The sequence below is a fragment of the Streptomyces sp. NPDC002057 genome (genome assembly GCF_040296665.1).
Classification (GTDB): Bacteria; Actinomycetota; Actinomycetes; order Streptomycetales; family Streptomycetaceae; genus Streptomyces.
This window is the reverse complement of sequence record NZ_JBEOXR010000087.1, coordinates 1-21315: the sequence shown is the minus strand read 5'-3', so window position 1 is coordinate 21315 and position 21315 is coordinate 1. Positions and strand designations below refer to the sequence as shown.

General features: G+C 73.4%; 17 protein-coding genes. 5 read left to right on the top strand and 12 right to left on the bottom strand.

Annotation, left to right across the window (positions count from 1 at the left end; genetic code table 11):
- Positions 1-445 precede the first annotated feature (445 nt).
- The gene (gene pucL / locus ABT129_RS36730) at positions 446-1363 is read left to right on the top strand and encodes a factor-independent urate hydroxylase (RefSeq protein WP_351910381.1); all 918 of its coding nucleotides are present in this window, start codon (positions 446-448) and stop codon (positions 1361-1363) included.
- A 9-nt stretch (positions 1364-1372) separates the two neighbouring features.
- Here the strand turns inward: pucL and crcB (ABT129_RS36725) are convergent, their stop codons facing one another.
- Positions 1373-1726, bottom strand: coding sequence for a fluoride efflux transporter CrcB (gene crcB / locus ABT129_RS36725; protein WP_351910379.1), 354 nt, complete (start codon positions 1724-1726; stop codon positions 1373-1375).
- Entirely contained in the window at positions 1723-2136 is a 414-nt protein-coding gene (gene crcB / locus ABT129_RS36720; protein WP_351910377.1) for a fluoride efflux transporter CrcB, read from the bottom strand. The genes crcB (ABT129_RS36725) and crcB (ABT129_RS36720) overlap by 4 nt, the downstream gene beginning before the upstream one ends.
- Before the next feature lie 376 nt (positions 2137-2512).
- Between crcB (ABT129_RS36720) and ABT129_RS36715 the strand changes: the two genes are divergently transcribed.
- A complete protein-coding gene (locus ABT129_RS36715) occupies positions 2513-3775 on the top strand; it encodes an IS701 family transposase (protein ID WP_351910375.1) in 1263 nt (420 codons plus the stop codon).
- A gap of 127 nt (positions 3776-3902) precedes the next feature.
- Here ABT129_RS36715 and ABT129_RS36710 read toward each other — a convergent pair whose 3' ends face one another.
- The 4 genes from ABT129_RS36710 to ABT129_RS36695 all read right to left on the bottom strand — a co-directional run bounded on the left by ABT129_RS36710 (position 3903) and on the right by ABT129_RS36695 (position 9470).
- A complete protein-coding gene (locus ABT129_RS36710; protein ID WP_351910373.1) occupies positions 3903-5933 on the bottom strand; it encodes a helix-turn-helix domain-containing protein in 2031 nt (676 codons plus the stop codon).
- A gap of 189 nt (positions 5934-6122) precedes the next feature.
- Positions 6123-7004: an AfsR/SARP family transcriptional regulator gene (locus ABT129_RS36705; RefSeq protein ID WP_502982032.1), complete on the bottom strand. Its 882-nt coding sequence runs from the start codon at positions 7002-7004 to the stop codon at positions 6123-6125.
- 330 nt (positions 7005-7334) lie between these two features.
- Positions 7335-7802, bottom strand: a complete 468-nt coding sequence (locus tag ABT129_RS36700) for an anthrone oxygenase family protein (protein WP_351910369.1) — start codon at positions 7800-7802, stop codon at positions 7335-7337.
- Positions 7803-7835: 33 nt separating this feature from the next.
- Complete coding sequence (locus ABT129_RS36695; protein ID WP_351910367.1) at positions 7836-9470, bottom strand: vWA domain-containing protein; 1635 nt, start codon at positions 9468-9470, stop codon at positions 7836-7838.
- A gap of 214 nt (positions 9471-9684) precedes the next feature.
- Here ABT129_RS36695 and ABT129_RS36690 point away from each other — a divergent pair, with 214 nt between their 5' ends.
- Positions 9685-10404: a helix-turn-helix domain-containing protein gene (locus ABT129_RS36690; RefSeq protein WP_351910365.1), complete on the top strand. Its 720-nt coding sequence runs from the start codon at positions 9685-9687 to the stop codon at positions 10402-10404.
- Positions 10405-10500: 96 nt separating this feature from the next.
- Here the strand turns inward: ABT129_RS36690 and ABT129_RS36685 are convergent, their stop codons facing one another.
- The 6 genes from ABT129_RS36685 to iolC all read right to left on the bottom strand — a co-directional run bounded on the left by ABT129_RS36685 (position 10501) and on the right by iolC (position 19659).
- Positions 10501-11388, bottom strand: a complete 888-nt coding sequence (locus ABT129_RS36685; RefSeq protein WP_351910363.1) for an ABC transporter permease — start codon at positions 11386-11388, stop codon at positions 10501-10503.
- Positions 11385-14159, bottom strand: coding sequence for an alpha/beta fold hydrolase (locus tag ABT129_RS36680; RefSeq protein ID WP_351910361.1), 2775 nt, complete (start codon positions 14157-14159; stop codon positions 11385-11387). Before ABT129_RS36680 ends, ABT129_RS36685 begins: the two co-directional genes overlap by 4 nt.
- A gap of 185 nt (positions 14160-14344) precedes the next feature.
- A complete protein-coding gene (gene mmsA, locus ABT129_RS36675; protein WP_351910359.1) occupies positions 14345-15856 on the bottom strand; it encodes a CoA-acylating methylmalonate-semialdehyde dehydrogenase in 1512 nt (503 codons plus the stop codon).
- A gap of 14 nt (positions 15857-15870) precedes the next feature.
- The gene (gene iolD, locus ABT129_RS36670; protein WP_351910357.1) at positions 15871-17784 is read right to left on the bottom strand and encodes a 3D-(3,5/4)-trihydroxycyclohexane-1,2-dione acylhydrolase (decyclizing); all 1914 of its coding nucleotides are present in this window, start codon (positions 17782-17784) and stop codon (positions 15871-15873) included.
- Complete coding sequence (gene iolB, locus ABT129_RS36665; protein ID WP_351910355.1) at positions 17781-18692, bottom strand: 5-deoxy-glucuronate isomerase; 912 nt, start codon at positions 18690-18692, stop codon at positions 17781-17783. The genes iolD and iolB overlap by 4 nt, the downstream gene beginning before the upstream one ends.
- 10 nt (positions 18693-18702) lie before the next feature.
- Positions 18703-19659: a 5-dehydro-2-deoxygluconokinase gene (gene iolC, locus ABT129_RS36660; protein WP_502982033.1), complete on the bottom strand. Its 957-nt coding sequence runs from the start codon at positions 19657-19659 to the stop codon at positions 18703-18705.
- A 204-nt stretch (positions 19660-19863) separates the two neighbouring features.
- Between iolC and ABT129_RS36655 the strand changes: the two genes are divergently transcribed.
- Both ABT129_RS36655 and ABT129_RS36650 read left to right on the top strand, forming a co-directional pair.
- Positions 19864-20784 (top strand): sugar phosphate isomerase/epimerase family protein, encoded by a 921-nt coding sequence (locus ABT129_RS36655; protein WP_351910351.1) that lies wholly within the window; start codon positions 19864-19866, stop codon positions 20782-20784.
- A 262-nt stretch (positions 20785-21046) separates the two neighbouring features.
- Positions 21047-21244, top strand: coding sequence for a helix-turn-helix transcriptional regulator (locus ABT129_RS36650; protein WP_015033732.1), 198 nt, complete (start codon positions 21047-21049; stop codon positions 21242-21244).
- Positions 21245-21315: the final 71 nt, after the last annotated feature.

The window sequence follows — 21315 nt, the reverse complement described above, 5'->3', positions numbered from 1 at the left end:
ATCGCGACCGTGGTGACGACGAAGGCCACGTCGGCCATCGTGAGCTCCCGGATGCAGGAAGAAGGAAGAACGGATTCTCGGACGAGATGAGGAAACCTCTCCTCGGACCGCTCGCCGCCTCCGTTGACGTGCCCCTAACGCCACGAATGCCCGTCTTGACGCTTCCCCTACGCGAAGCCCTCCCCAAGGCCTCCCCGTGGCCTCCCTCGCGCCCGTCCCCGCGCCCTTCCCGGGGATCTTTCCGAGGGCCCTCCCCATTGCCAGTGACCGGAAGTGCACATATCTTCGAGCGAAACCTACGGACCGGGATGCTCGTCAGTCCCGGGGCGGCCCGCCGTTCACGGGTCGGACGGCGGGGAGCGGACCCTCAGGACGACGGGGGGGGCGCTGGACGCCGGGCGTACGGGATATCCGTATCCACGTACCCGCAGGAGCTGAGCAGCAGATGAGCAAGCACGTCCTGGCACAGAACCAGTACGGCAAGGCCGAGAACCGCATCGTCACGGTCACCCGCAAGGGAAGCGACGGCTCGTGGCACGAGATCCGCGATCTGAACGTGTCGGTGGCGCTGCGCGGTGAGTACCGCGACGTCCATCTGACCGGCGACAACGGCAACTGCCTGCCGACCGACACCACCAAGAACACGGTCTACGCCTTCGCCAAGGAGCACGGCGTGGCCTCCCCCGAGGCCTTCGGCATCCTCCTCGCGCGGCACTTCGTGACCTCGCAGCCGGTGATCCACGAGGCGCAGATCCGGGTGGAGGAGTACGCCTGGGAGCGGATCTCCGTACCGTCGCGCAAGGAGCAGCACTCCTTCGTCCGCAAGGGGCAGGAGGTCCGCACCGCGCAGATCACCTACTCGGAGAACACCGGGCTCCAGGTCCTCTCGGGCCTCAAGGAGCTCACGGTCATGAACTCGACCAACTCCGAGTTCCACGGCTTCATCAAGGACCGGTACACGACGCTCCAGGAGGCGTACGACCGGATCCTCGCCACCAAGGTGACCGCCCGGTGGGCGAACTCGGCGCCGGCGGCGGCGGACGAGGATCACGACTGGGACCGCTCGTACGACAAGGTGCGGCGCCACATGCTGGAGGCGTTCGCGGAGACGTACAGCTACTCGCTCCAGCAGACCCTGCACGCCATGGCGGACCGGGTCCTGGACCACGTCTCCACGGTCAACGAGGTCCGGCTCAACCTCCCGAACAAGCACCACTTCCTGGTGGACCTGGAGCCGTTCGGGCTGAAGAACGAGAACGAGGTGTACTTCGCGGCCGACCGGATGTACGGCCTCATCGAGGGCACCATCCACCGTGACGGCGTCCAGCCGGTGATCGCGACCAGCGACTGGATCACCGCCTGACGCTCCGCCTCAGAGCAGCCCGGCCGTCCGGACTCCCAGCCATACGGCTCCGAGTCCGGCGGCCAGGCTCCCGGCGACGTTGAGCACCGCGTACCCCTTCGCCCCGTCCTCGTACAGCTTCAGCGTCTCGTACGAGAAGGTCGAGTACGTCGTCAGCGCCCCGCACAGGCCCGTGCCGAGCAGCAGGTGCGCCTGGGTGGAGGCGACCCCGGTCAGCAGACCGAGCAGGAACGAGCCGGCGACGTTCACCGCGAACGTGCCCCAGGGGAAGCCGGGGCCGAACCGGGCCTTCGTGGCGCGGTCCGTGAGGTACCGCAGGGGCGCGCCGACGGCGGCTCCGGCGACGACGAGCAGCCAGTTCACGCGCGCGGCGCCCCTGTCCGTACGGCCCTGGTGACGGTGACCCCGGCCAGGACGGCGGCGAGCGCGGTGACCGCGGTCGCGCCCAGGTAGAGCAGTCCGCGGACCGGTTCGCCCGCGCTCAGCAGCCGCTCCGATTCGAGGCTGTACGTCGAGAAGGTGGTGAACCCGCCGCAGAATCCGGCCCCGAGGAAGGGCCGGAGAAGCGGGTGCGGCGCCGCCGCGCCTTCCGTCAGGAGGACCATCAGGACGCCGAGCAGCGCGCAGCCGCTCGCGTTCACCGCGAACGTCGTCCAGGGGAAGGCGCCTTCGGGCGTCGGCCACAGGAGCGCCGCGCCGTAGCGGGCGGATGCGCCGAGCGCGCCGCCGACGGCCACCACCGCGACGACCGGCAGCTCGGCGCGCAGTCCCATGCGTCACAGGGTACGAGGACGGACGCGCGGGACGGTTCAAGGCGAGGCGCACAGGCACGGCCCCCGGCCTGGGGCATTAACCGGGGTCCGGCCCGTGCAGCCTCGCTCTGCGATGGTCCGGCCACGCCCTGCAACCGGTCAAAGCCGGGCCGGTGAGTCTGTCAGATCCCCCCGCGGGGTATTCCGCAAGCCCTTGGTGAGGGTCCGGGCAGGGGTGGTGGAGACCCCTGTGACCTGCGACGACACGACGACAGGTGGTCCGGCCACCATCCGGCGGCCGATTCGGGTGCCGGGTACACCTCGTCCCCGGGGGCGGGTACGGGCGACGGTGGTGGAGCAGCGGGAGGGAGCTGCGCAACCTTCGGGCAGGAGTGTCGTGAGTACATCCGTCGCAACCAAGCGCAGGGCCACCACCGGGGCTGTTCCCCCGGCCGGTCCCCTGGGCGTCGTCAGGTCCGTCGGCGCGGCCGGCTCGCGCGAGGACGTCTACGCCGAGCTGTGTGCCGCGCTGTTCTCCGGCTTTCCGCGCCGTGACCAGCGTCTGAAGGCCGAGCAGTACCTGCACGGCCTGCTGACCGCGCAGGGCCGCAAGTCGATCCGTAACATCGCCGCCCAGATCGGCGGCCCCGCCGCCGAGCAGAGCCTGCACCACTTCGTCTCCAGCTCCACCTGGGACTGGCAGCCGATGCGGGCGGAGCTCGCCCGGTACCTGGAGCGGAACAGCTGCCCGCAGGCCTGGGTGGTGCGGCCGATGCCGATCCCGAAGGCCGGGGAGCACTCGGTGGGCGTGGACCGGCGCTTCGACCCGGAGCGCGGTCAGGTCTTCCACGGCCAGCAGGCCTTCGGCGTGTGGTTCGCGAGCGACGAGCTGAGCGTTCCCGTCAACTGGCGTCTGTTCCTGCCGGACCCCTGGGTGAACGACCGCACGCGGCGCGACCGTGCGGAGGTTCCCCAGGAGGCCGGCGAGGAGACGCTGGAGGAGTGCGCGGTCGCCGCGGCGCTCGACACCGCCCGCTGGCCCGACGTCACCCGCAAGCCGGTGCTGCTCGACATCCGGGGCGGTGCGGGGCGGGCGGCCCTCACCCGGCTCGCCGGGGCCGGGGTGCCGGTCGTGGCGCGGATCGGTCCGGGCTCCCGCCTCGCGATCGCCGACCGTTCGCTGCCCGGATTCGGGGCGGGCCCGCTGTCCGCCGTCCAGATCCTGGAGTCGCTCAAGGGCCTGCGCAGGCCGGTCAGCTGGGTGGACACGGTGGCCGGCGCGCGGACCTCGCGGACCTCGCTCGCCACGGCCGTCCGGGTGGCACTGCCCACCCCGGGCGGGGAGCGGATGCGTCCGCTGGTGCTGCTCGGCGAGTGGGACGATCCCCGGCGCGCCCCGGCACGGGTGTGGATCAGCGATCTGACGGGTTCGCCGGTCGGCTCGCTGCTGCGGCTGACGAAGCTGGCCCGCCGGGTGGAGCGGGACTTCGTCGAGGTCGGGGAGGGGGCGGGGCTGCGGGACTTCGTGGGCCGCTCGTTCCGCGGCTGGCACCGGCACATCACGCTGGCCTCCGCCGCCCACGCGGCGACGGTCATGGCCGCCACCGACTGGGAGTCGTCCTACGGCCCCACCTACGGTTCGGGACGCACGGCGAGCTGACCGGCGGCCGGTCGTACGGCGGGCCCGACCGGGGCCGGTCGTACGGCGGGCGGACGGTTGGTCACGCGGAGCGGCGGGGCCCGTCGGCCGGGCGTCGCGCGCCGGTGTCAGGCACCTCGCCCCGGCCTCACGTACTGCGCTCCGGCGGGCCCGGCAGTGGGCGGGTCGGGTCCGTCGCGGCGCGGCCGCGGGCCAGGACCTCCCGGGTGCGCTGGAGCCGCAGGGCGAGCTGGACCTCCAGGACCTGGCCCGGCTTCTGCCACTCCGGGCCGAGGAGTTCGCCGATCCGCTCCAGGCGGCGGGAGACCGTGTTGGGGTGGACGTGGAGCGCCTCGGCCGCGTTCGTCGGGCTGCCGCCGGAGGCGAAGTACGCCTCCAGGGTGTGGGTGAGGTCGGTGAACCGCTCGGCGTCGTAGTCGAGTACGGGCCCGATCGCCGCCTCGACGAAGCCGTCGACGTCGTTGTCGTCGGAGAGCAGCAGCCCCAGGAAGCCCAGGTCCTGCACGGACGCCGCCGAGCCGCTGCCGCCGAGCGCGCTCATCGCGTCGAGGCAGCGTCCGGCCTCCTGGTGCATCCGCGCGACGCCGTCCGGGCTCTGGCCGGGTCCGGCGGCGGCGACCGAGACGGGGTGGCCGAGCAGCGGGGACAGTTCGGCGGCGACGGCCTTGGCGGCGGCGGAGGCGTCGATCCCCGGGAGCAGCAGCACGATGCAGCCGCCCTGCACGGTCTTGAGGCCGGAGAGGCGGTACGCGTACGAGGACGCCCAGACCACGGCCCGGCCCTGTTCGCCGCCCTCGGGGCGCGCGACCACGAGGACGTGCGGTTTGCGCAGGTCGACGCCGAGCCGGCGGGCCCGCTGGGCGATCTGCTGCGGGGCGTGCGGCGGGTCGGCGATGAGGTCGTCGAGGAGTTCGTCGCGGACGGGGCCCTCGGCGACGGCCGTGGAGCGGCGCATGAGGAGGAGGAAGGCGACGGACTGGGCGGCGAGTTCGAGGAGTCGTTCGTCCTCGCCGGTGAGGCCGCCGGCGGCGCGGACGACGAGGCCGCCGAGGTCCTCGGAGCCGGCGATGACGGGGGCCACCCAGGTGTCGTCGGCGGCGGGGACCGGGCGGCGGCGGGCGTGCGCGTCGAGCGAGGCCTTCGCGACGGCCTCCTCGTCGAGGCCGGGGAAGTCGCCGGCGATGGCGAGGCAGCGGCCGCCCTGGTCGCGGATCATCACGGTGGCGTCGAGGGCGTCGGCGGCCGCCTTGGCCACGTTGCACAGGTCGCCGCCCGCGAGGACGAGGTTCATGATCCGGCCGTGGGCCTCGCTGACGTGCCGCATCCGGGTGAGGCTGGTGCGGGCCCGGGAGCTGTCGCGTTCCAGCTCGGAGACCTCGGCCCGGGTGCGGTCGAGGAGGCCGGCCTTCTCGACGGCGAGGGCGGCGAGGTCGGCGAGGGCGGCGAGGAGCCCGATCTCCTCGGAGGTGTGGTCGCGGACGCGCCGGTCGGCGCCGTGGAGGGCGCCGATCACGGTGTCGCCGCTGCGCAGCGGCGCGGCCATGATCGCGTGCAGGTCCTCGGCGCGCAGGGCCGCTTCGGCGGCCTCGTCGAAGTCGGGGGCGTGGACGCCGGCGTCGAGGGAGCCGGAGGGGGCGAAGCGCTCGTCGGCGAGGTAGTCGGCCGTCCAGACGGGCTCGCCGTGGAGCTGGACGGCGCCGCCGAGACCGTACCCGTCGGCGATCCTGAGCCCGGGGGCGAGCCGCGGCCCCTCGGTGCCGCCGGTGCGGGAGCCCTCCGTGGTGTGGACGTGGCAGGCTCCGTCCGGGCCGCGGAGGGTGACGTACGCGAGGTCGAGGCCGAGGAGCCGGCGGGCGCGGCGGGTGATGACGCGCAGCAGGCTGTCGAGGTCGTACGAGAAGGTCAGGTCGCGGGCGGTGTCGGTGAGGGTGGCGAGTCCGGCCTCGCGGCGCGCCTCGTGCTCGCGCCCGGTGTGGACCTCGCCCGCGAGCGCGACGGCCCGTTCGAGGCGGGCCAGTTCCCCGTCGGCGAGTCCGGAGCGGCGGGCCTCGTCGAGGAGGGCGTCGAAGCGGGCGGGCGGGGCCTGCCGGGCGAGTAGTTCGAGGACCGTGAGCAGCGCGTCGGCACCACCGGCTCCGTCCGCGCCGTGCAACGTCATGGCCCCGTACCCCCGTGGTCGAGCGAAATCGGGCACCTGGGAGGAAACCCGTACTGCTCGCCGAAACTAATTCGGCTTCGGGAGTCGGTCAACGGTGAGTTGCGGCACTTCATTCCCGGTCGCGGTCCCGTCGTGACGTCACCGCTCCCACGGCGGTCCGCATCGCGGTCCCGCCGTTCCGTCAGGTGGTCAGCCGACGGAGCCCGCCGGGACGAGCCCGGCCCGGACGGGGCTGTACTGGGCGGGGATCCGGGGAGCGTACACGGGGCGGATCGCGGTGTTCCGTACGGCGAGGACCGAGCGCTGGAGGCGGCGGAGGCGCGCCGAGGGCTCCATGCCGCTCTCCCCCTTCAGCGCCAGGCGCAGCCGCTCGTACACGGTGAGGGCCTCGTCGGGCTGTCCGCAGCGGAGTAGGGCCACCATGTAGTGGGCGTGGAGCGGCTCGTTGGTGCGGTAGCGGGCGACGAGTCCGGAGAGCTCGGAGAGGAGTTCGGCGTGCCGGCCGAGGCCGAGCTGAGCTTCGACCCACTGGTCGAGGACGCTCAGCCGGGAGGTTTCGAGGCGCTCGATCTCTCTTCGGAGGCGGGGGCCCGCCGCGACGCCCGCGTAGGGTTCGCCGCGCCACAGGGCGAGTGCCTCGCCGAGTCGGAGTGCGGCGCGGGAGAGGTCGCCGGCCTCCATGGCCCGGTAGCCGGCGCCCGCCGCGCGTTCGAACTGCCAGACGTCGTGGGCGCCGCCACCGGTGTCGAGCCGGTAGCCGCCGGGCTGGGAGACGAGGATCGCGTCCGCGGTGCGCCGCTCGGACCAGCCGGGGCGGGGTTCCGTCGGATCCGCGCCGCGCAGCGCGCCGGCGATGAGGGCGCGCAACTCGGCTATGTGACCCTGCAGTTCGGCGCGACCGCCGCGAGGGGCGCCGGACGGCCACAGCTCCTCGGTGAGGACCGTCACGGGGACGACCTGGTCGGCGCTGGCCGTGAGCAGGGCGAGGAGCTGTCGGGGAGCGGCCGCGGTCGGGGTGATGGACACCCCGTGCTCACGTACCGACAGTCCCCCCAGAATCCGGACGTCCACCTTGCCCCCTCAGTGCCTGTGCGGTGTCAGCGTGCGGGATGACTTCGATGATTAGAAAAGACCCCCGTAGGCATGTCAATAAGAAACCGGAGGGTACGGAATCCCAACCCCGGATATCGGGGTGATTCACCCCGTTTGTTGGGATATAAGAGCGTAAGATTTTCGTCACTGGCGCAGACCAACACACGCCGGAAGACTGTTTCCGGACTCGTAGGTACGCTTTCGTGGGGTCCTCGTGGATGCCCGAGGGGTCGACACGCACGAGATCACGCCAGAAACAGCCCGCGGGGTACGGTTCCACGGGCTGCCAGGGTCGGTCGGGGGGCGTCCTCAGAGCACGGCGGCGGCGGTCAGCAGGCCGAACGCGGCGACGATCAGGGCCGTACGGACGCGATGGAAACCGTTCCAGCGGTTCTCGAAGGCGGCGCGGACGGCCGCCGGCTCGTCGCCCGTGGCCTCCGAGGCGGCCAGCGCGTTGTTGAGCGGGATGTTGCCGCCGAGGGTGACCGCGTGATTGAGGGCCGCGCACACGAGCCCCGCGAGGACCAGCCACTTCTGGGTGTCCGTACGGCCGTCGCCGGGGACGAAGAACGCGGCGGCGGGCAGGGCGACCACGCCGAGGAAGACGATCAGGAACACGCCCCTCGGCACGGCCTCGTTGATCCGGCGCATCGCCGTGACGAACTCGGCGTCCGTCAGACGGGCGAGCGCGGGCATGATTCCGGTCTGGAAGATCAGCATGAAACCGGCGTACAGCCCGGTGCATCCGACGGCGAGGGCGAGCAGCAGGGAAGCCATGCGGCCATTGTGGCCCGCCACCCGCCCCACGCGTCAGCTGTACGGATCACCCGACCTCAACTCACCCTCACCCGAGGCCCCTTCGCCCGGCGACCGCTCCGGACCCCCGGTCCTCCCGAACAGCCCGTCCGCCTGCCGCACGGCGTCGGCCAGCTCCCGGACCACGGCCGAACCCGAGCGCCCGGCGATCGCCTCGGCACGCTCCGCGAGCGCGGGGAGCCCCGGCGCGCCCGGCAGCGTGCCGCCGCGCAGGACGTCCGCGAAGTAGGCGCTGATCGCGGTCAGTTGCAGACTGTCGTGACCGCCGCCCCAGATGTCGCCGGTGAGCCCGGACGTGCCGACGGCGCCGGAGCGCTCGCGCGGCGCCCGGGTCTGCGGGTCGAGCCAGCGGACGGTGGCGGTGGCGACCTGACCGGTCGCCCCGGGCCTGGTCCGCACCGCGTACAGCGCGGTGACGGTGTGACCGGCGCCGATCTCGCCGCCGTCGACCCGGTCGTTCCGGAAGTCCTCGTCGGCGACCTCCCGGTTCTCGTAACCGATCAGCCGGAACTTCTCGACGGTCCGCCGGTCGAAGGCGACCTGCGCCTTGGCGTCACGGGCGCGCAGCTCGACATGGGCGGGCAGCTGGTCGACGAAGACCTTGCGGGCCTGCGCCGAGTTGGAGACGTACGTGGTCTGGCCGTCGCCGCGGTCGGCCAGCTGCTCCATGAACGCGTCGCCGAACTCGCTGCCCACGCCGACACCGAAGAGGGTGATCCCGTACTCCCTGCGCTCCTCGTCGATGCGTTCGAGGATCGTCCCGGCCTCGGTGGCGCCGGTGTTGGCCAGCGCGTCGGAGAGCAGCACGACCCGGTTGGTGGCACCCTCGCGGTGCCCCTCGACGGCCACGTCGTAGCCGGTGCGGACGCCGGCCTCGACGTTGGTGGAGGCGCTGGTCGCGAGGGAGTCCACGACCTCGCGGATCCGGCCGCGCGCCTCCCCCACCCGGGTCATCGGCAGCCGGGTCTCGGCCTCGTCGCTGAAGGTGACGAGCGCGATCGAGTCGTCGTCGCGGAGCTGGTCCGCGAGGAGCCCGAGGGACTCCTTGACCAGGTCGAGCCGGCCCGGCTCGGCCATGGAACCGGAGACGTCGACGACGAAGGTGAGGGCGGCGGGCGGCCGTTCGCCCGTCCGGTCGGCCCCGCGGGTGGCGAGCCCGACCCGGACCAGGGACCAGCCGTCGCTCCCGGCGCGGGCCCCGTCGAGGGTCACGCTGAAACCGTTGTCCGCCGGGCGCGGATAGTCGGGGCGGAAGCTGTTGACGAACTCCTCGGGGCGCACGGTCGCCGGATCGGGCAGCCGCCCCTCGGCGAGGGTCCGGCGGGCGTAGCCGTACGAGGCGGTGTCCACGTCCAGGGCGAAGGTGGACAGGTAGTCGGGGGCGGGCACCGGGGAGCGCTCCTCGCCCTCCTTCCCCTCCTCGTACGCGGTGTCGGGGCGCGCGCTCCCGCCGCCGTCGGGGGCCGCCGGGGCGGTCCGGCCGGTCTCGCGGCCCGAGTGGTCGGCGGCGTTTCCGTCACCGCCCGCGCCGCAGCCGCCGACGGCCAGTCCGGCCGCGAGCAGCCCCGCGACCATGGCCGGGAAACGGGTCCTGCGGCGTCCGTCCGCCGTCCTGTCCTGTCGTTCCATCTCATCTCCCCCTCTGGATAAGGCACTTGTGAATGTGACGAACGAGAGGCCCGCTGGGAGCCTTCGAAGGAGTTGCGGATGCATCTCGATGCGGCAACGGCGACCGGGATGACAGCGGGTGGCATGGATTCGCCATCCTTCTCAACAGGGGTTGTCACCGTGTGCAGTCGCATGCGTACATGGAGTAGACATCGATCGGGCGGGGTGGTCAGCGGTGGCAGAGAGCGCGGGCTCCGTGATGCTCGCCCGTTCGGCGATGAACCGGGCCGCGACCGAGGGACAGCGGCCCGCGGGGCGTCCGGTCCGGGGTGCGCGGCGCATCAGCGCGGCGCTCGCCGGGCTGGCCGCTTCCACCCGGTACGAACTCCTCACCTTCGACGACCCGGTCGCCTCCGCGGCCTGCGCCATCCCCGAGCCGTTCCTGGAGTTGGCGGGAGCGTGCATGCGGGCCGCGGCGGAGCGGGCCGAGGAGGTCAGACGGATCGTGCCCCGGCACGCCCTGCCCCGGCTCGAAGGGGCACTCGGGCGTCCCGGCCGGGCCCGTCTCACGGAGTCGATCCCGTTCAAGATGATCGTGGTCGACCGGACGGTGGCGGCGATCCCGCTCGACCTGGAGCTGCTCTACAACGGGCTGCTGCTGATCCGGGACCCGGTGGTGGTGCAGGCGCTCGCCCGGGCGCACCACGCCTGCTGGGTGACGGCCGAGGATCCGGCGTACGCGCCGCCGCCCCCGCCGCCGCCCGGTGATCTGCCGCCCCAGCTGCGTCCGGTGCTCGACGCCCTCCTGGCGGGGCTCACGGACGAGACGGCGGCGGCCCGGCTCGGGATGTCCGCGCGGACGTACAGCCGGCGGGTGGGCGAGCTGATGACGGCCCTCGGCACGACGAGCCGCTTCCGCGCGGGCGCGGAAGCGGCTCGAAGGGGGTGGGTGTGAGAAGACCGTGACGCTCGCTCGGGGCTCCTCGGCCGGGGGCCTGGCTCGGGGGCGCCTCGGCCGGGTCTCCTCGCCCGGGGTCTTCCCTCTCGGGACCTACGACACGATGTCCTTCCGGGCGAAGCCGCGGAAGGCGAGCGCGAAGAGGACGAGGGCGTACGTCAGCGAGATCGCCGTGCCCTTCACCATGCCGCCCCACTCCAGCTGCGGCTGGAGTGCGTCGATCCAGGCGAACTGCCAGTGCGCGGGCAGGTACTCGCGCCAGTCGCCGAGGGCGGTGACCGCGTCCAGGACGTTGCCGACGATGGTCAGGCCGACGGCGCCGCCCACCGCGCCGAGCGGGGCGTCGGTGCGGGTGGACAGCCAGAAGGCGAGGCCCGCGGTGACCAGTTGGGAGGCGAAGACGAAGGCGACGGCGATCCCGATCCGCAGCAGCGCGTCCCCGGCGGGCACCGAACCGCCGGTCGGCAGCTGGAGCGGCCCCCAGCCGTAGGCGACCGTGCCGGCGGCCAGGGCCACGAGCGGCAGGAGCACCATGGCGGCCGCGCTGTAGGCGAGGGCGACCGTCAGCTTGGAGGCGAGGAGCCGGGACCGGGGCACGGGCGCGGCCAGCAGGTAGCGCAGCGAGGACCAGCTCGCCTCGGAGGCGACGGTGTCCCCGCAGAACAGCGCCACCGGGATGACGAGGAGGAAACCGGCCGAGACGAACAGGCAGGTCGCCGCGAAGTTGGCGCCGGAGGCGGTCGCCGTGTCCATCAGGGTGATCCGGCCGCCGCGGTCACCGTCCTCGCCGCCGATCGCGAACGCGATGATCAGGATGAACGGCAGGGCGACCAGGATGCCGCCCATGATCAGGGTGCGGCGGCGCTTCCACTGCCGGAGCGCCTCGACCCGCAGGGGCAGGGTGCGCCCGGCGCGGTAGCCGGGGGCGGAGTCGGCGGGGGCCGTCTCCGTGACCGGGCGGGTGGTGGTGGGGGTGCTCATGCGGCTCCGCCTCCGATCAGGGTCAGAAACGCGTCTTCGAGGCGCCGGTGCGGTCCGACCCCGGTGAGCGGTACGTCCAGGCGGACGAGCTCGCCGATGAGCGCGGTCGCGTCGGCGCCGTCGAGACGGACCAGGAGTCCGCCGTCGGCGCGGGTGGCCGCGCCGACGCCGGGCAGGGCGGCGATCTTCTCGACGAGCGCGTCGGAGAGGACGGGGACGGGGGGCACGCCGGAGGCTCCGGAGCCCTCGGCCCGGTGCTCGGCGACCGTCACGAGGAGGGTGTCGCCGGAGCCGGTGATCTCGGCGACGGGGCCCGCCTGCACGAGCTGTCCGCGGTCCATGACGACGAGGTGGGTGCAGGACTGTTCGACCTCGGCGAGGAGGTGGCTGGAGACGATGACGGTCCGGCCGTCGGCCGCGTAGCGGATCATCACCTCGCGCATCTCGCGGATCTGCGGCGGGTCGAGTCCGTTGGTGGGCTCGTCCAGGATCAGCAGGTCCGGCAGACCGAGCATGGCCTGGGCGAGGGCGAGGCGCTGCCGCATGCCCTGCGAGTAGGTGCGGACGGCCCGGTCGAGGGCGCCGCCCAGGTTCGCGATCCGCAGGGCCTCCTCGACGTGGGCGTCCTCGGCGGGGCGGCCGGTGGCCTTCCAGTACAGGTCGAGGTTCTCCCGGCCGTTGAGGTGCGGCAGGAAGCCGGCGCCCTCGACGAAGGAGCCGACCCGGGAGAGGACCGGGGCGCCGGGCCGGATGGCCTGGCCGAAGACCCGGATCTCGCCCTCGTCGGGGGTGATCAGGCCCATCAGCATGCGCAGCGTGGTGGTCTTGCCCGCGCCGTTGGGTCCGAGGAGGCCGAGGACCTGGCCCTGCTCGACGCGGAAGGAGACGTCGCGGACGCTGTACCGGTCACCGCCCTTGTACTTCTTGGAGAGCCCGGTGATCTGGAGCGGTACGGCGGCGAGCGCGGGGTCGGGCGCGGGGGCCGCGACCCTGCGGCGGGCCGTGAGCAGCAGCGCGGCGGCGACGGCGAGGCCGATCAGCGGCAGGCCCCAGACCCACCAGGGCAGTACGGCGGCCTGGGTGTCGAGGCCGGACGCGGTCGGGACGGTGAGCGGGCTCTCGACGGCGACGGTGTAGCCGGCGGGGACGACCGGGGAGGCGTAGCCGAGGTCGGTGGCGGCGACGACGAGCCGGAGCCGGTGTCCGGCCTCCACCTCGTGGTCGATGGCGGGCAGGGTGAGGGTGACGCTCTTGCCCGCCTTGGCGCCGTCGACGCGGACGGGGCTGACGAGCTGGGCGGGCAGCACCTGCTGCCGGCCGTCGGGCCCGACGTCGTACACCTTGGCGAAGAGGACGGCGGAGCCGTCGGCGGCGGTGGAGGTGACCTTGACGCGGACGGTCGGTGTGCCGGTGACGCGGAGCGGCTCGGTCTGCGGCTTCGCGTCGAACCGGGCGTGCTGACCGGGGAAGTCGAGGGAGAGGCCGACGCCGAGGGAGGAGAGTCCGGCGACTCCGCCGCCGAGGCCGGGGACGGCGGAGACGGCGGGCGGGGCGGCTCCGGCGGGGTTGGCGAAGGACTGCGGGCGCCCGGCGAGGGGGACGGCCGTGGTGCCGGAGGTGAGGCCCGGGTACCGGTCGGCGGTCGCGGCGCGCAGGGTGGCCTGTCCGTCGGTGGAGTCGACGCCGCCGGTGCGGCTGACGCGGAAGGCGGGGCCGGTGTCGACGGAGGTGTCGCGCTTCAGCCAGCGGTCGAACCAGGTGTTGATGCGGCGCTCGACCCGCTCGGTCTCGCGGTCGCCGCCGTCGTGGCCGCCGGAGATCCAGTCGACCGCGACGGGGGCGCCGTTGGCGGTGAGGGTCCGGGCCATGGCATCGGACTGGGCCAGGGTGAACAGGGAGTCGGACTGGCCCTGGACGAGGAGGGCGGGCACCTTGACGCGGGCGCCGACGGCGGAGGGGCTGCGCGCCTCCAGGAGGGCGCGGGCGGCGGCGTCGGGCTTCCCGGAGACGGCGACGCGCTGGTAGAGCTCGCACAGCTCGGCGGTGAACCGGCCGCAGGCGGCGGGTTTGCCGGGGGCGGTGGGCTTCCCCGCGCTCCTGCCGGATCCGGTGCCCGGGGCTGTCCCGGGGTCCGTCCCGGCTCCCGTCTCCGGGGCCGCCACAGCGTCCGGCCGGTCCCCGGTGGAGAAGAAGATCCCGGCCCAGAGCTTCTTGAAGACGCCTTCGGGGAAGAGGGCGTCGGCGAGGTTCCAGTAGGTGATCTGGGGGGCGATGGCGTCGACGCGCGGGTCGTGTCCGGCGGCGAGCAGGGAGATCGCGCCGCCGTAGGAGGCGCCGGTGACGCCGACGCGGGGGTCGCCGGGCTTGTCGAGGAGGACCTCGGGCCGGGCGGCGAGCCAGTCGATCAGCTTCCGCGCGTCCTTGACCTCGTTGTCGGGGTCGTTGAGGCCGATCTCGCCGCCGGAGGCGCCGAAGCCGCGGGCGGACCAGGTGAGAACGGCATAACCGTCGCGGGCGAGCTGCTCGGCCTGGGCGCGGACGTCGTCCTTGGAGCCGCCGAAGCCGTGGCCGAGGAGGACCGCGGGCCGGCGCCCGTCACCGTCGCCGGTGAAGTACGAGGTGTCGAGCCGGGTGCCGTCGAGGTCGAGCATCCGGTCCGCGCGGTGCACGGGCGGAGGATCGTCCGAGGCGACGGCGGTCCAGGTGCCGGCACCCGCGAGAACGGCGAGGACGGCGGTGACCGCGGCCCACCGGGGAAGTCGGAGTCGCATGGTTCGAGCCTAAGCGGGCCCGCCGCGGAGCACGGCTGTCCCGGGGCGGAGCCGCCCGCCCTCCTGGAGTCGTACGGTGCGTGCGCCGCGTACCACGGGTGCGGTATCCGCGGCCGCCCCGGACACCCGGAAGGCCCCGGGTTGCGGTGGTCCGCACCCCCGGGGCCCTGCTCACGCCGGTGGCGTCAGTGGTTGCGCGGGAATCCCAGGTCGACGCCGGTCGGGCCCTCGGACGGGTCCGGCCAGCGGGTGGTGACGACCTTGCCGCGGGTGTAGAAGTGCACGCCGTCGTTGCCGTAGATGTGGTGGTCGCCGAAGAGCGAGTCCTTCCAGCCACCGAAGGAGTGGTAGCCCACCGGCACCGGGATCGGCACGTTCACGCCGACCATGCCGGCCTCGACCTCCAGCTGGAAGCGGCGGGCCGCGCCGCCGTCGCGGGTGAAGATCGCGGTGCCGTTGCCGAACGGCGAGGCGTTGATGAGGGCGAGGCCCTCCTCGTAGGTGTCGGCGCGGAGCACGCAGAGCACCGGGCCGAAGATCTCGTCCTGGTACGCCTTGGCCGTGGTCGGCACGTGGTCGAGGAGGGAGAGGCCGATCCAGTGGCCGTTCTCGTGGCCCTCGACCGTGTATCCGGTGCCGTCGAGGACGACCTCGCAGCCCTCGTCCGCAGCGCCGTGGACGTAGGAGGCGACCTTGTCGCGGTGGACGGCCGTGATGAGCGGGCCCATCTCGGAGGTGGGGTCGACGCCGGGGCCGATCTTGATCTTCTCGGCGCGCTCGCGGATCTTCTGCACCAGCTCGTCGCCGATGGCGCCGACGGCCACGACCGCCGAGATGGCCATGCAGCGCTCGCCGGCGGAGCCGTACGCCGCCGAGACGGCCGCGTCGGCCGCCGCGTCGAGGTCGGCGTCGGGGAGGACCAGCATGTGGTTCTTCGCGCCGCCGAGCGCCTGGACGCGCTTGCCCTTGGCGGAGGCGGTGGTGTGGATGTACCGGGCGATCGGGGTCGAGCCGACGAAGGAGATCGCGGAGACGTCCGGGTGCTCCAGGAGCCGGTCCACGGCCACCTTGTCGCCGTGCAGCACGTTGAAGACGCCGTCCGGGAGGCCCGCCTCGGCGAGCAGCTCGGCGATCTTCAGGGAGGGCGAGGGGTCCTTCTCGCTCGGCTTGAGGATGAAGGTGTTGCCGGTCGCGATGGCGATCGGGAACATCCACATCGGCACCATGGCCGGGAAGTTGAAGGGCGTGATGCCCGCGACGACGCCCACCGGCTGGCGGATCGACGCCACGTCCACCCGGTTCGACACCTGGGTGGAGAGCTCGCCCTTGAGCTGGGTGGTGATGCCGCAGGCCAGGTCGACGATCTCCAGGCCGCGGGCGACCTCGCCGAGCGCGTCGGAGTGGACCTTGCCGTGCTCGGCGACGATCAGCTCGGCGATGGCGTCGCGGTTGGCGTCGAGCAGCGCGCGGAACTTGAAGAGGATGGTGGTGCGCTGGGCGAGCGAGGAGGTGCCCCAGGTGCGGTAGGCGTCCTTGGCGGCGGCGACAGCGGCGTCCACCTCCTCGACGGAGGCGAGTGCGACGCGCGTGGTCACGGCGCCGGTGGCCGGGTCGGTGACCGGGCCCCAGTTGCCCGACGTGCCCTCGACGGTCTTGCCACCGATCCAGTGGTCGACGGTCTTGACGGTGTTCGTCATGACGAAATGCTCCTTCAGAGATGGCGGCGTCGGGCGGTGACGTGCCGGTCGTACTCCTCCCGGGCCTTGACCGCCGACGGGCGGGTCGAGGTCTCGGCCACGGGCACATCCCACCACGCCTGGGCCGGGGGCGGGCCCGACACAGTGTCTGCCGTTTCGGTCTCGACGTAGACACATGTGGGAACCGTCGCCTCCCGTGCGTCCGCGAGGGCTTCCCGCAGGTCACGCACGGTGCGGGGGCGCAGCACCCGCATGCCGAGGGAGGCGGCGTTGGCGCCGAGGTCGACGGGGAGCGGGGGGCCGGTGAAACCGCCGTCCGCGTCCCGGTGACGGTAGTCGGTGCCGTACCGCTCGGCGCCGACGGCCTCCGAGAGGCCGCCGATGGAGGCGTAGCCGTGGTTCTGGAGGACGATCAGCCGCAGGGGGAGGCGCTCCTGCACGGCGGTGACGATTTCGGTGGGGTTCATCAGATACGTACCGTCGCCGACGAGCGCCCAGACGGGCCGTTCGGGGGCGGCGAGCAGGACGCCGAGGGCGGCGGGGATCTCGTACCCCATGCAGGAGTAGCCGTACTCGACGTGGTACTGGTCGGACGAGCGGGTCCGCCAGAGTTTGTGGAGGTCGCCGGGGAGCGAGCCGGCGGCGTTGATCAGGATGTCGCTGCCGTCGACCAGAGTGTCGAGTACGCCGAGGACCTGGGCCTGGGTGGGGCGGGCGTCCTCGTCGGGGACGGCGTAGGCCGCGTCGATCCGCTCCTGCCACTCCCGCTTGGACCGGGCCCATCCGGCCGTCTCCCGCCGGTGGTCTCCCAGCGCCCCGGTCAGCGCGGTGAGGCCCTCGCGGGCGTCGGCGACGAGCGGCAGGGCCGCCAGCTTGTGGGCGTCGAAGCCGGCGACGTTGAGGTTGACGAAGCGGGTGTCCCCGGCGAAGAGGGTGCCGGAGGCGGTGGTGAAGTCGGTGTAGCGGGTGCCGACTCCGATGACGAGGTCGCTGCTCGCGGCCAGGGCGTTGGCGGTGGCGCTGCCGGTGTGGCCGATGCCGCCGGTCTCGCAGGGGTGGTCGTAGGGCAGGGCGCCCTTGCCGGCCTGGGTGGTGGCGACGGGGATGCCGGTCCGCTCGGCGAACGTACGGAGGGCGTCCTCGGCGCCGCTGTACCGCACGCCGCCGCCCGCGACGATCAGCGGGCGCTCCGCGTTCCCGATCGCCTCGGCGGCGGCGGCGAGTTCGGCCGTGTCCGGACGGGGCCGGCGGACCCGCCAGACCCGCTCCGCGAAGAACTCCTCCGGCCAGTCGTACGCCTCCGCCTGCACGTCCTGCGGCAGCGCGAGGGTCACCGCGCCGGTCTGCACGGGGTCGGAGAGGACCCGCATCGCGGCGAGCGCGGCCGGGACCAGGGCCTCGGGGCGTCCCACCCGGTCGAAGTACGTCGAGACGGGACGGAGGCAGTCGTTGACCGACACGTCGCCCGCGTAGGGGACTTCGAGCTGCTGGAGCACGGGGTCGGCGGGGCGGCCGGCGAAGGTGTCGCCGGGGAGGAGCAGGACCGGGAGGTGGTTGATCGTGGCGAGGGCGGCGCCGGTGACGAGGTTGGTGGCGCCGGGGCCGATGGAGGTGGTGACGGCGTGCGCGGAGAGCCGTCGGGACTGGCGGGCGTAGCCGACGGCGGCGTGGACCATGGCCTGTTCGTTGCGGCCCTGGTGGAAGGGCATGCCCCCGGAGCGCCCGGCGGCCCTCGTGTCCCCCGCGCCCCCGGCGTGCTCGGCTCCCCCGACGCCCTCCACGAGGGCCTGGCCGATCCCGGCGACGTTCCCGTGGCCGAAGATGCCCCAGGTGGCGGCGATCAGCCGCCGCCGCTCCCCGTCGCGCTCGGTGTACTGGGCGGCGAGGAAGCGCACGAGCGCCTGGGCGACGGTCAGCCGGATGCTCATGCGTACCCCTCCGTGTGGTCCGGATGGAAACAGATCTTCCACTCCCGCTCGGGTCCGGGGCCCGCCATGACGTTGAGGTAGTGCAGAGCGTGACCCGGCTGGGCGATCGACGGGCCGTGCCAGCCGTCGGGCACGAGGACGGCGTCGCCGTCCCGGACCTCGGCGAGGAGGTCGGCGCCACCGGGGCGGGAGGGCGAGATCCGCTGGTAGGCGACGCCGTGCGGGCCCTCGATCTCGTAGTAGTAGATCTCCTCGAGGACGGACTCGGTCCCGGGGCGGTGCTCGTCGTGCTTGTGCGGCGGGTAGGAGGACCAGTTGCCGCCGGGCGTGACGACCTCGACGGCGATGAGCCGGTCGCAGTCGAAGGCGTCGGCCGAGGCGAAGTTCCGCACCTCTCGGGCGCGGTTGCCGCTGCCCCGGGTCTCGACGGGAACCTCCGGCGCGGGGCCGTAGCGGGCGGGGAGTCGTCGCTCGCACTTCGCTCCTGCCAAAGCGAAGCGGCCTCCCGCACCGGAGGCGATCTGGGCGTGGGCGTCGCGCGGTACATAGGCGAAGTCGGTCACTCCGTCGAACACGCTCGCGCGGCCCAGGAGTTCGATGATCTCGCCGTCGACGCGCACGCTACAGGCACCGGAGAGGGGAAGCACGACCCATTCGGAATCCCCGCTCCCGAAGGAGTGGATCTCCCCCGGTCCGAGGGTGAGGACGCGCAGGGCGGAGTACGTCCATCCGGCCCGCGCGGGGTCGATGTCGACGGCGTACGGGCCGCGGGCGGCGGTCCCGGCGGGCAGGTGGAGGGAGGCGGGCCGGTCAGGGAGGTCCTGGGAGGCGGGCCGGTCGGAAAGGTCTCGGGGGGCGGGCCGGTCGGGGCGGTGGGGGGAGTCGGATCGGGCGGGGCTCGGGCTCATGACGGGATCCCTACCCCTTCTCCGGGAGGGTGCCGCTTCCGGTCGCGAGTGCCTGGGTGATCTGCGTCAGGTCGGGCATGGCGGAGGAGCAGGCGAGACGGCCCGCGACGATCGCGCCGGCGGCGTTGGCGTGGCGCAGGACCGTGTCGAGGTCCCAGCCGGCGAGCAGTCCGTGGACGAGGGCCCCGCCGAACGCGTCGCCCGCGCCGAGGCCGTTGACGACCTCCACCGGCAGCGGCGGCACCTGGGCGCTCGTCCCGTCGGCGGCGAGCGCGAGGACGCCCCCGGGCCCCTGCTTGACGACGGCGAGACGGAGGCCGCGTCCGCTGTCGGAGGCGAGCAGGGCGCGGGCCGCCGCGTACGGATCGCGCTCCCCCGTCGCCACCTCGCACTCGTCGAGGTTCCCGACGGCGACGGTCGCGTGCCGCAGCGCCTCGGCGTAGAAGGGGCGGGCCGCCGCCGGGTCGGACCAGAACATCGGCCGCCAGTCCAGGTCGAGGACCGTCACCTCCCGGCCGGCCCTGGCCCGCAGCGCCTCCAGGGTCGCGGTCCGGCTCGGCTCGGCGCACAGGCCGGTGCCGGTCGCCCAGAAGACCCGGGCGGCGCGGATCGCGTCGAGGTCCAGCTCGTGCGGGTGGATCTCCAGGTCGGGGGCCCGGGGGCGCCGGTAGAAGTACAGCGGGAAGTCGTCGGGCGGGAAGAGCTCGCAGAAGGTCACGGGGGTGGGGTGGTCCGCGACCTCGGTCACCCAGCGGTCGTCCACGTCGAAGCCCTTGAGCTCCCGGCGCAGGAAGGTGCCGAAGGGGTCGGCGCCGGTGCGGGAGACGAGGGCGGTGCGGCGGCCGAGGCGGGCGGCGGCGACGGCGACGTTCGCCGGGGAGCCGCCGAGGAACTTGCCGAAGGTCTCGACCCGGTCGAGCCCGACGCCGGACTGGAGCGGGTAGAGGTCCACGCCGAGGCGGCCCATGGCGATCAGGTCGTACGGCTCCGACTCCACCCGCGCCACCTCTCGCGTCCGGCCTCTCGCACCACGGCTTCCCGCACCCAGGTCTAGCCGTCCGCCCGGAGGCCTGTCAACGATATGTCCGGACATTCGGACGACAGGACGGGGCCGGGCGGGCCGGAGCGGCATGCTTGACGCTGCTCTCGGGACCCGTCCAAGGTGACAGGCATGACGAAGCCGTCACCGCAGCCCGCGCCCGCGTCCCGTATCCGGATCGGCTCCGCCCCGGACTCATGGGGCGTGTGGTTCCCCGACGATCCCCGGCAGGTGCCCTGGCAGCGCTTCCTCGACGAGGTGTCGGGCGCGGGCTACACCTGGATCGAGCTCGGCCCGTACGGCTATCTGCCCACCGATCCGGCCGTCCTGACGGACGAGACCGCGCGGCGCGGCCTCCGGGTCTCGGCGGGCACGGTTTTCACCGGGCTCCACCACGGCACCGACGTCTGGGAACGGACCTGGGCGCACGTCGCCGAGAACGCGGCCCTCGCGCAGGCCGTGGGAGCCGGCCATCTCGTCGTCATCCCGTCCTTCTGGCGGGACGACCGCACGGGCGAGGTCCTGGAGGACCGGACGCTCACCGCAGGGCAGTGGAAGGACCTGACGCGGCTCACCGAGCGTCTGGGCCGGGAGGTGCGCGAGCGGTACGGGCTGCGGATCGTCGTCCATCCGCACGCCGACACCCACCTGGACGGCGAGGAGAGCGTGACGCGCTTCCTCGACGCCACCGACCCCGAGGCGGTGTCGCTCTGCCTGGACACCGGGCACTACGCGTACGCCGGCGGGGACAGCGTCAAGCTGATCGAGACGTACGGCGAGCGGATCGGCTACCTCCACCTCAAGCAGGTGGACCCGGAGGTCCTGGCCGGGGTGGTGGCCGAGGGAGTGCCGTTCGGTCCCGCGGTGGCGCGGGGCGTGATGTGCGAGCCGCCGTCGGGGGTGCCCGCGCTGGAGCCGGTGCTCGCCGCCGCGTCCGCCCTGGACGTGGACCTCTTCGCCATCGTCGAGCAGGACATGTACCCGTGCGAGCCGGACGTCCCGTACCCGATCGCGCTGCGCACCCGGCGCTTCCTCCGCTCCTGCGGCGTGTGACCGGCGCATACCTCTCTGACCAGGGGTGACGCACGGGGACACACCGGTCTCCCCATGCTCCGTTCTCGTCACGCCCGTCCCCTCGGTGTCACACATGTCTCCGTTACGCGGGTGTTCCGTCACAGGCGCACGACAGGCGCTCTCCTCCTGTCTGAGGGGGTCGTTGCAGGGGGCAATGGCTCAGTGATCGCCAACGCCCGCCCGCAGCGCCCCCGAACGGCACCCCCGCCGCCGCTGCGCGGTGCGCAGGGAGGTACCAGGCATGACGGACAGAAGGCTCTGGTCGTACAAGGACATCGCCGCACACATCCGGGTGCAGCCCGACACGGTCCGCTCCTACCGGAAGCACGGGCTGCTGCCGGCCCCCGACCACGTGGAGTCGGGCAAGCCCTACTGGTACGCGGACACGATCCGCGCCTGGGTCGCCAGCCGCCCCGGCAACCGGGGCCGCCGCGACTGACCCCGTCCGGCCCGCGCGCGGCGCGCGCGCGCGGCCACCCCCGCGCCGGGCGCCCGCCCGGCCGGAGCGGG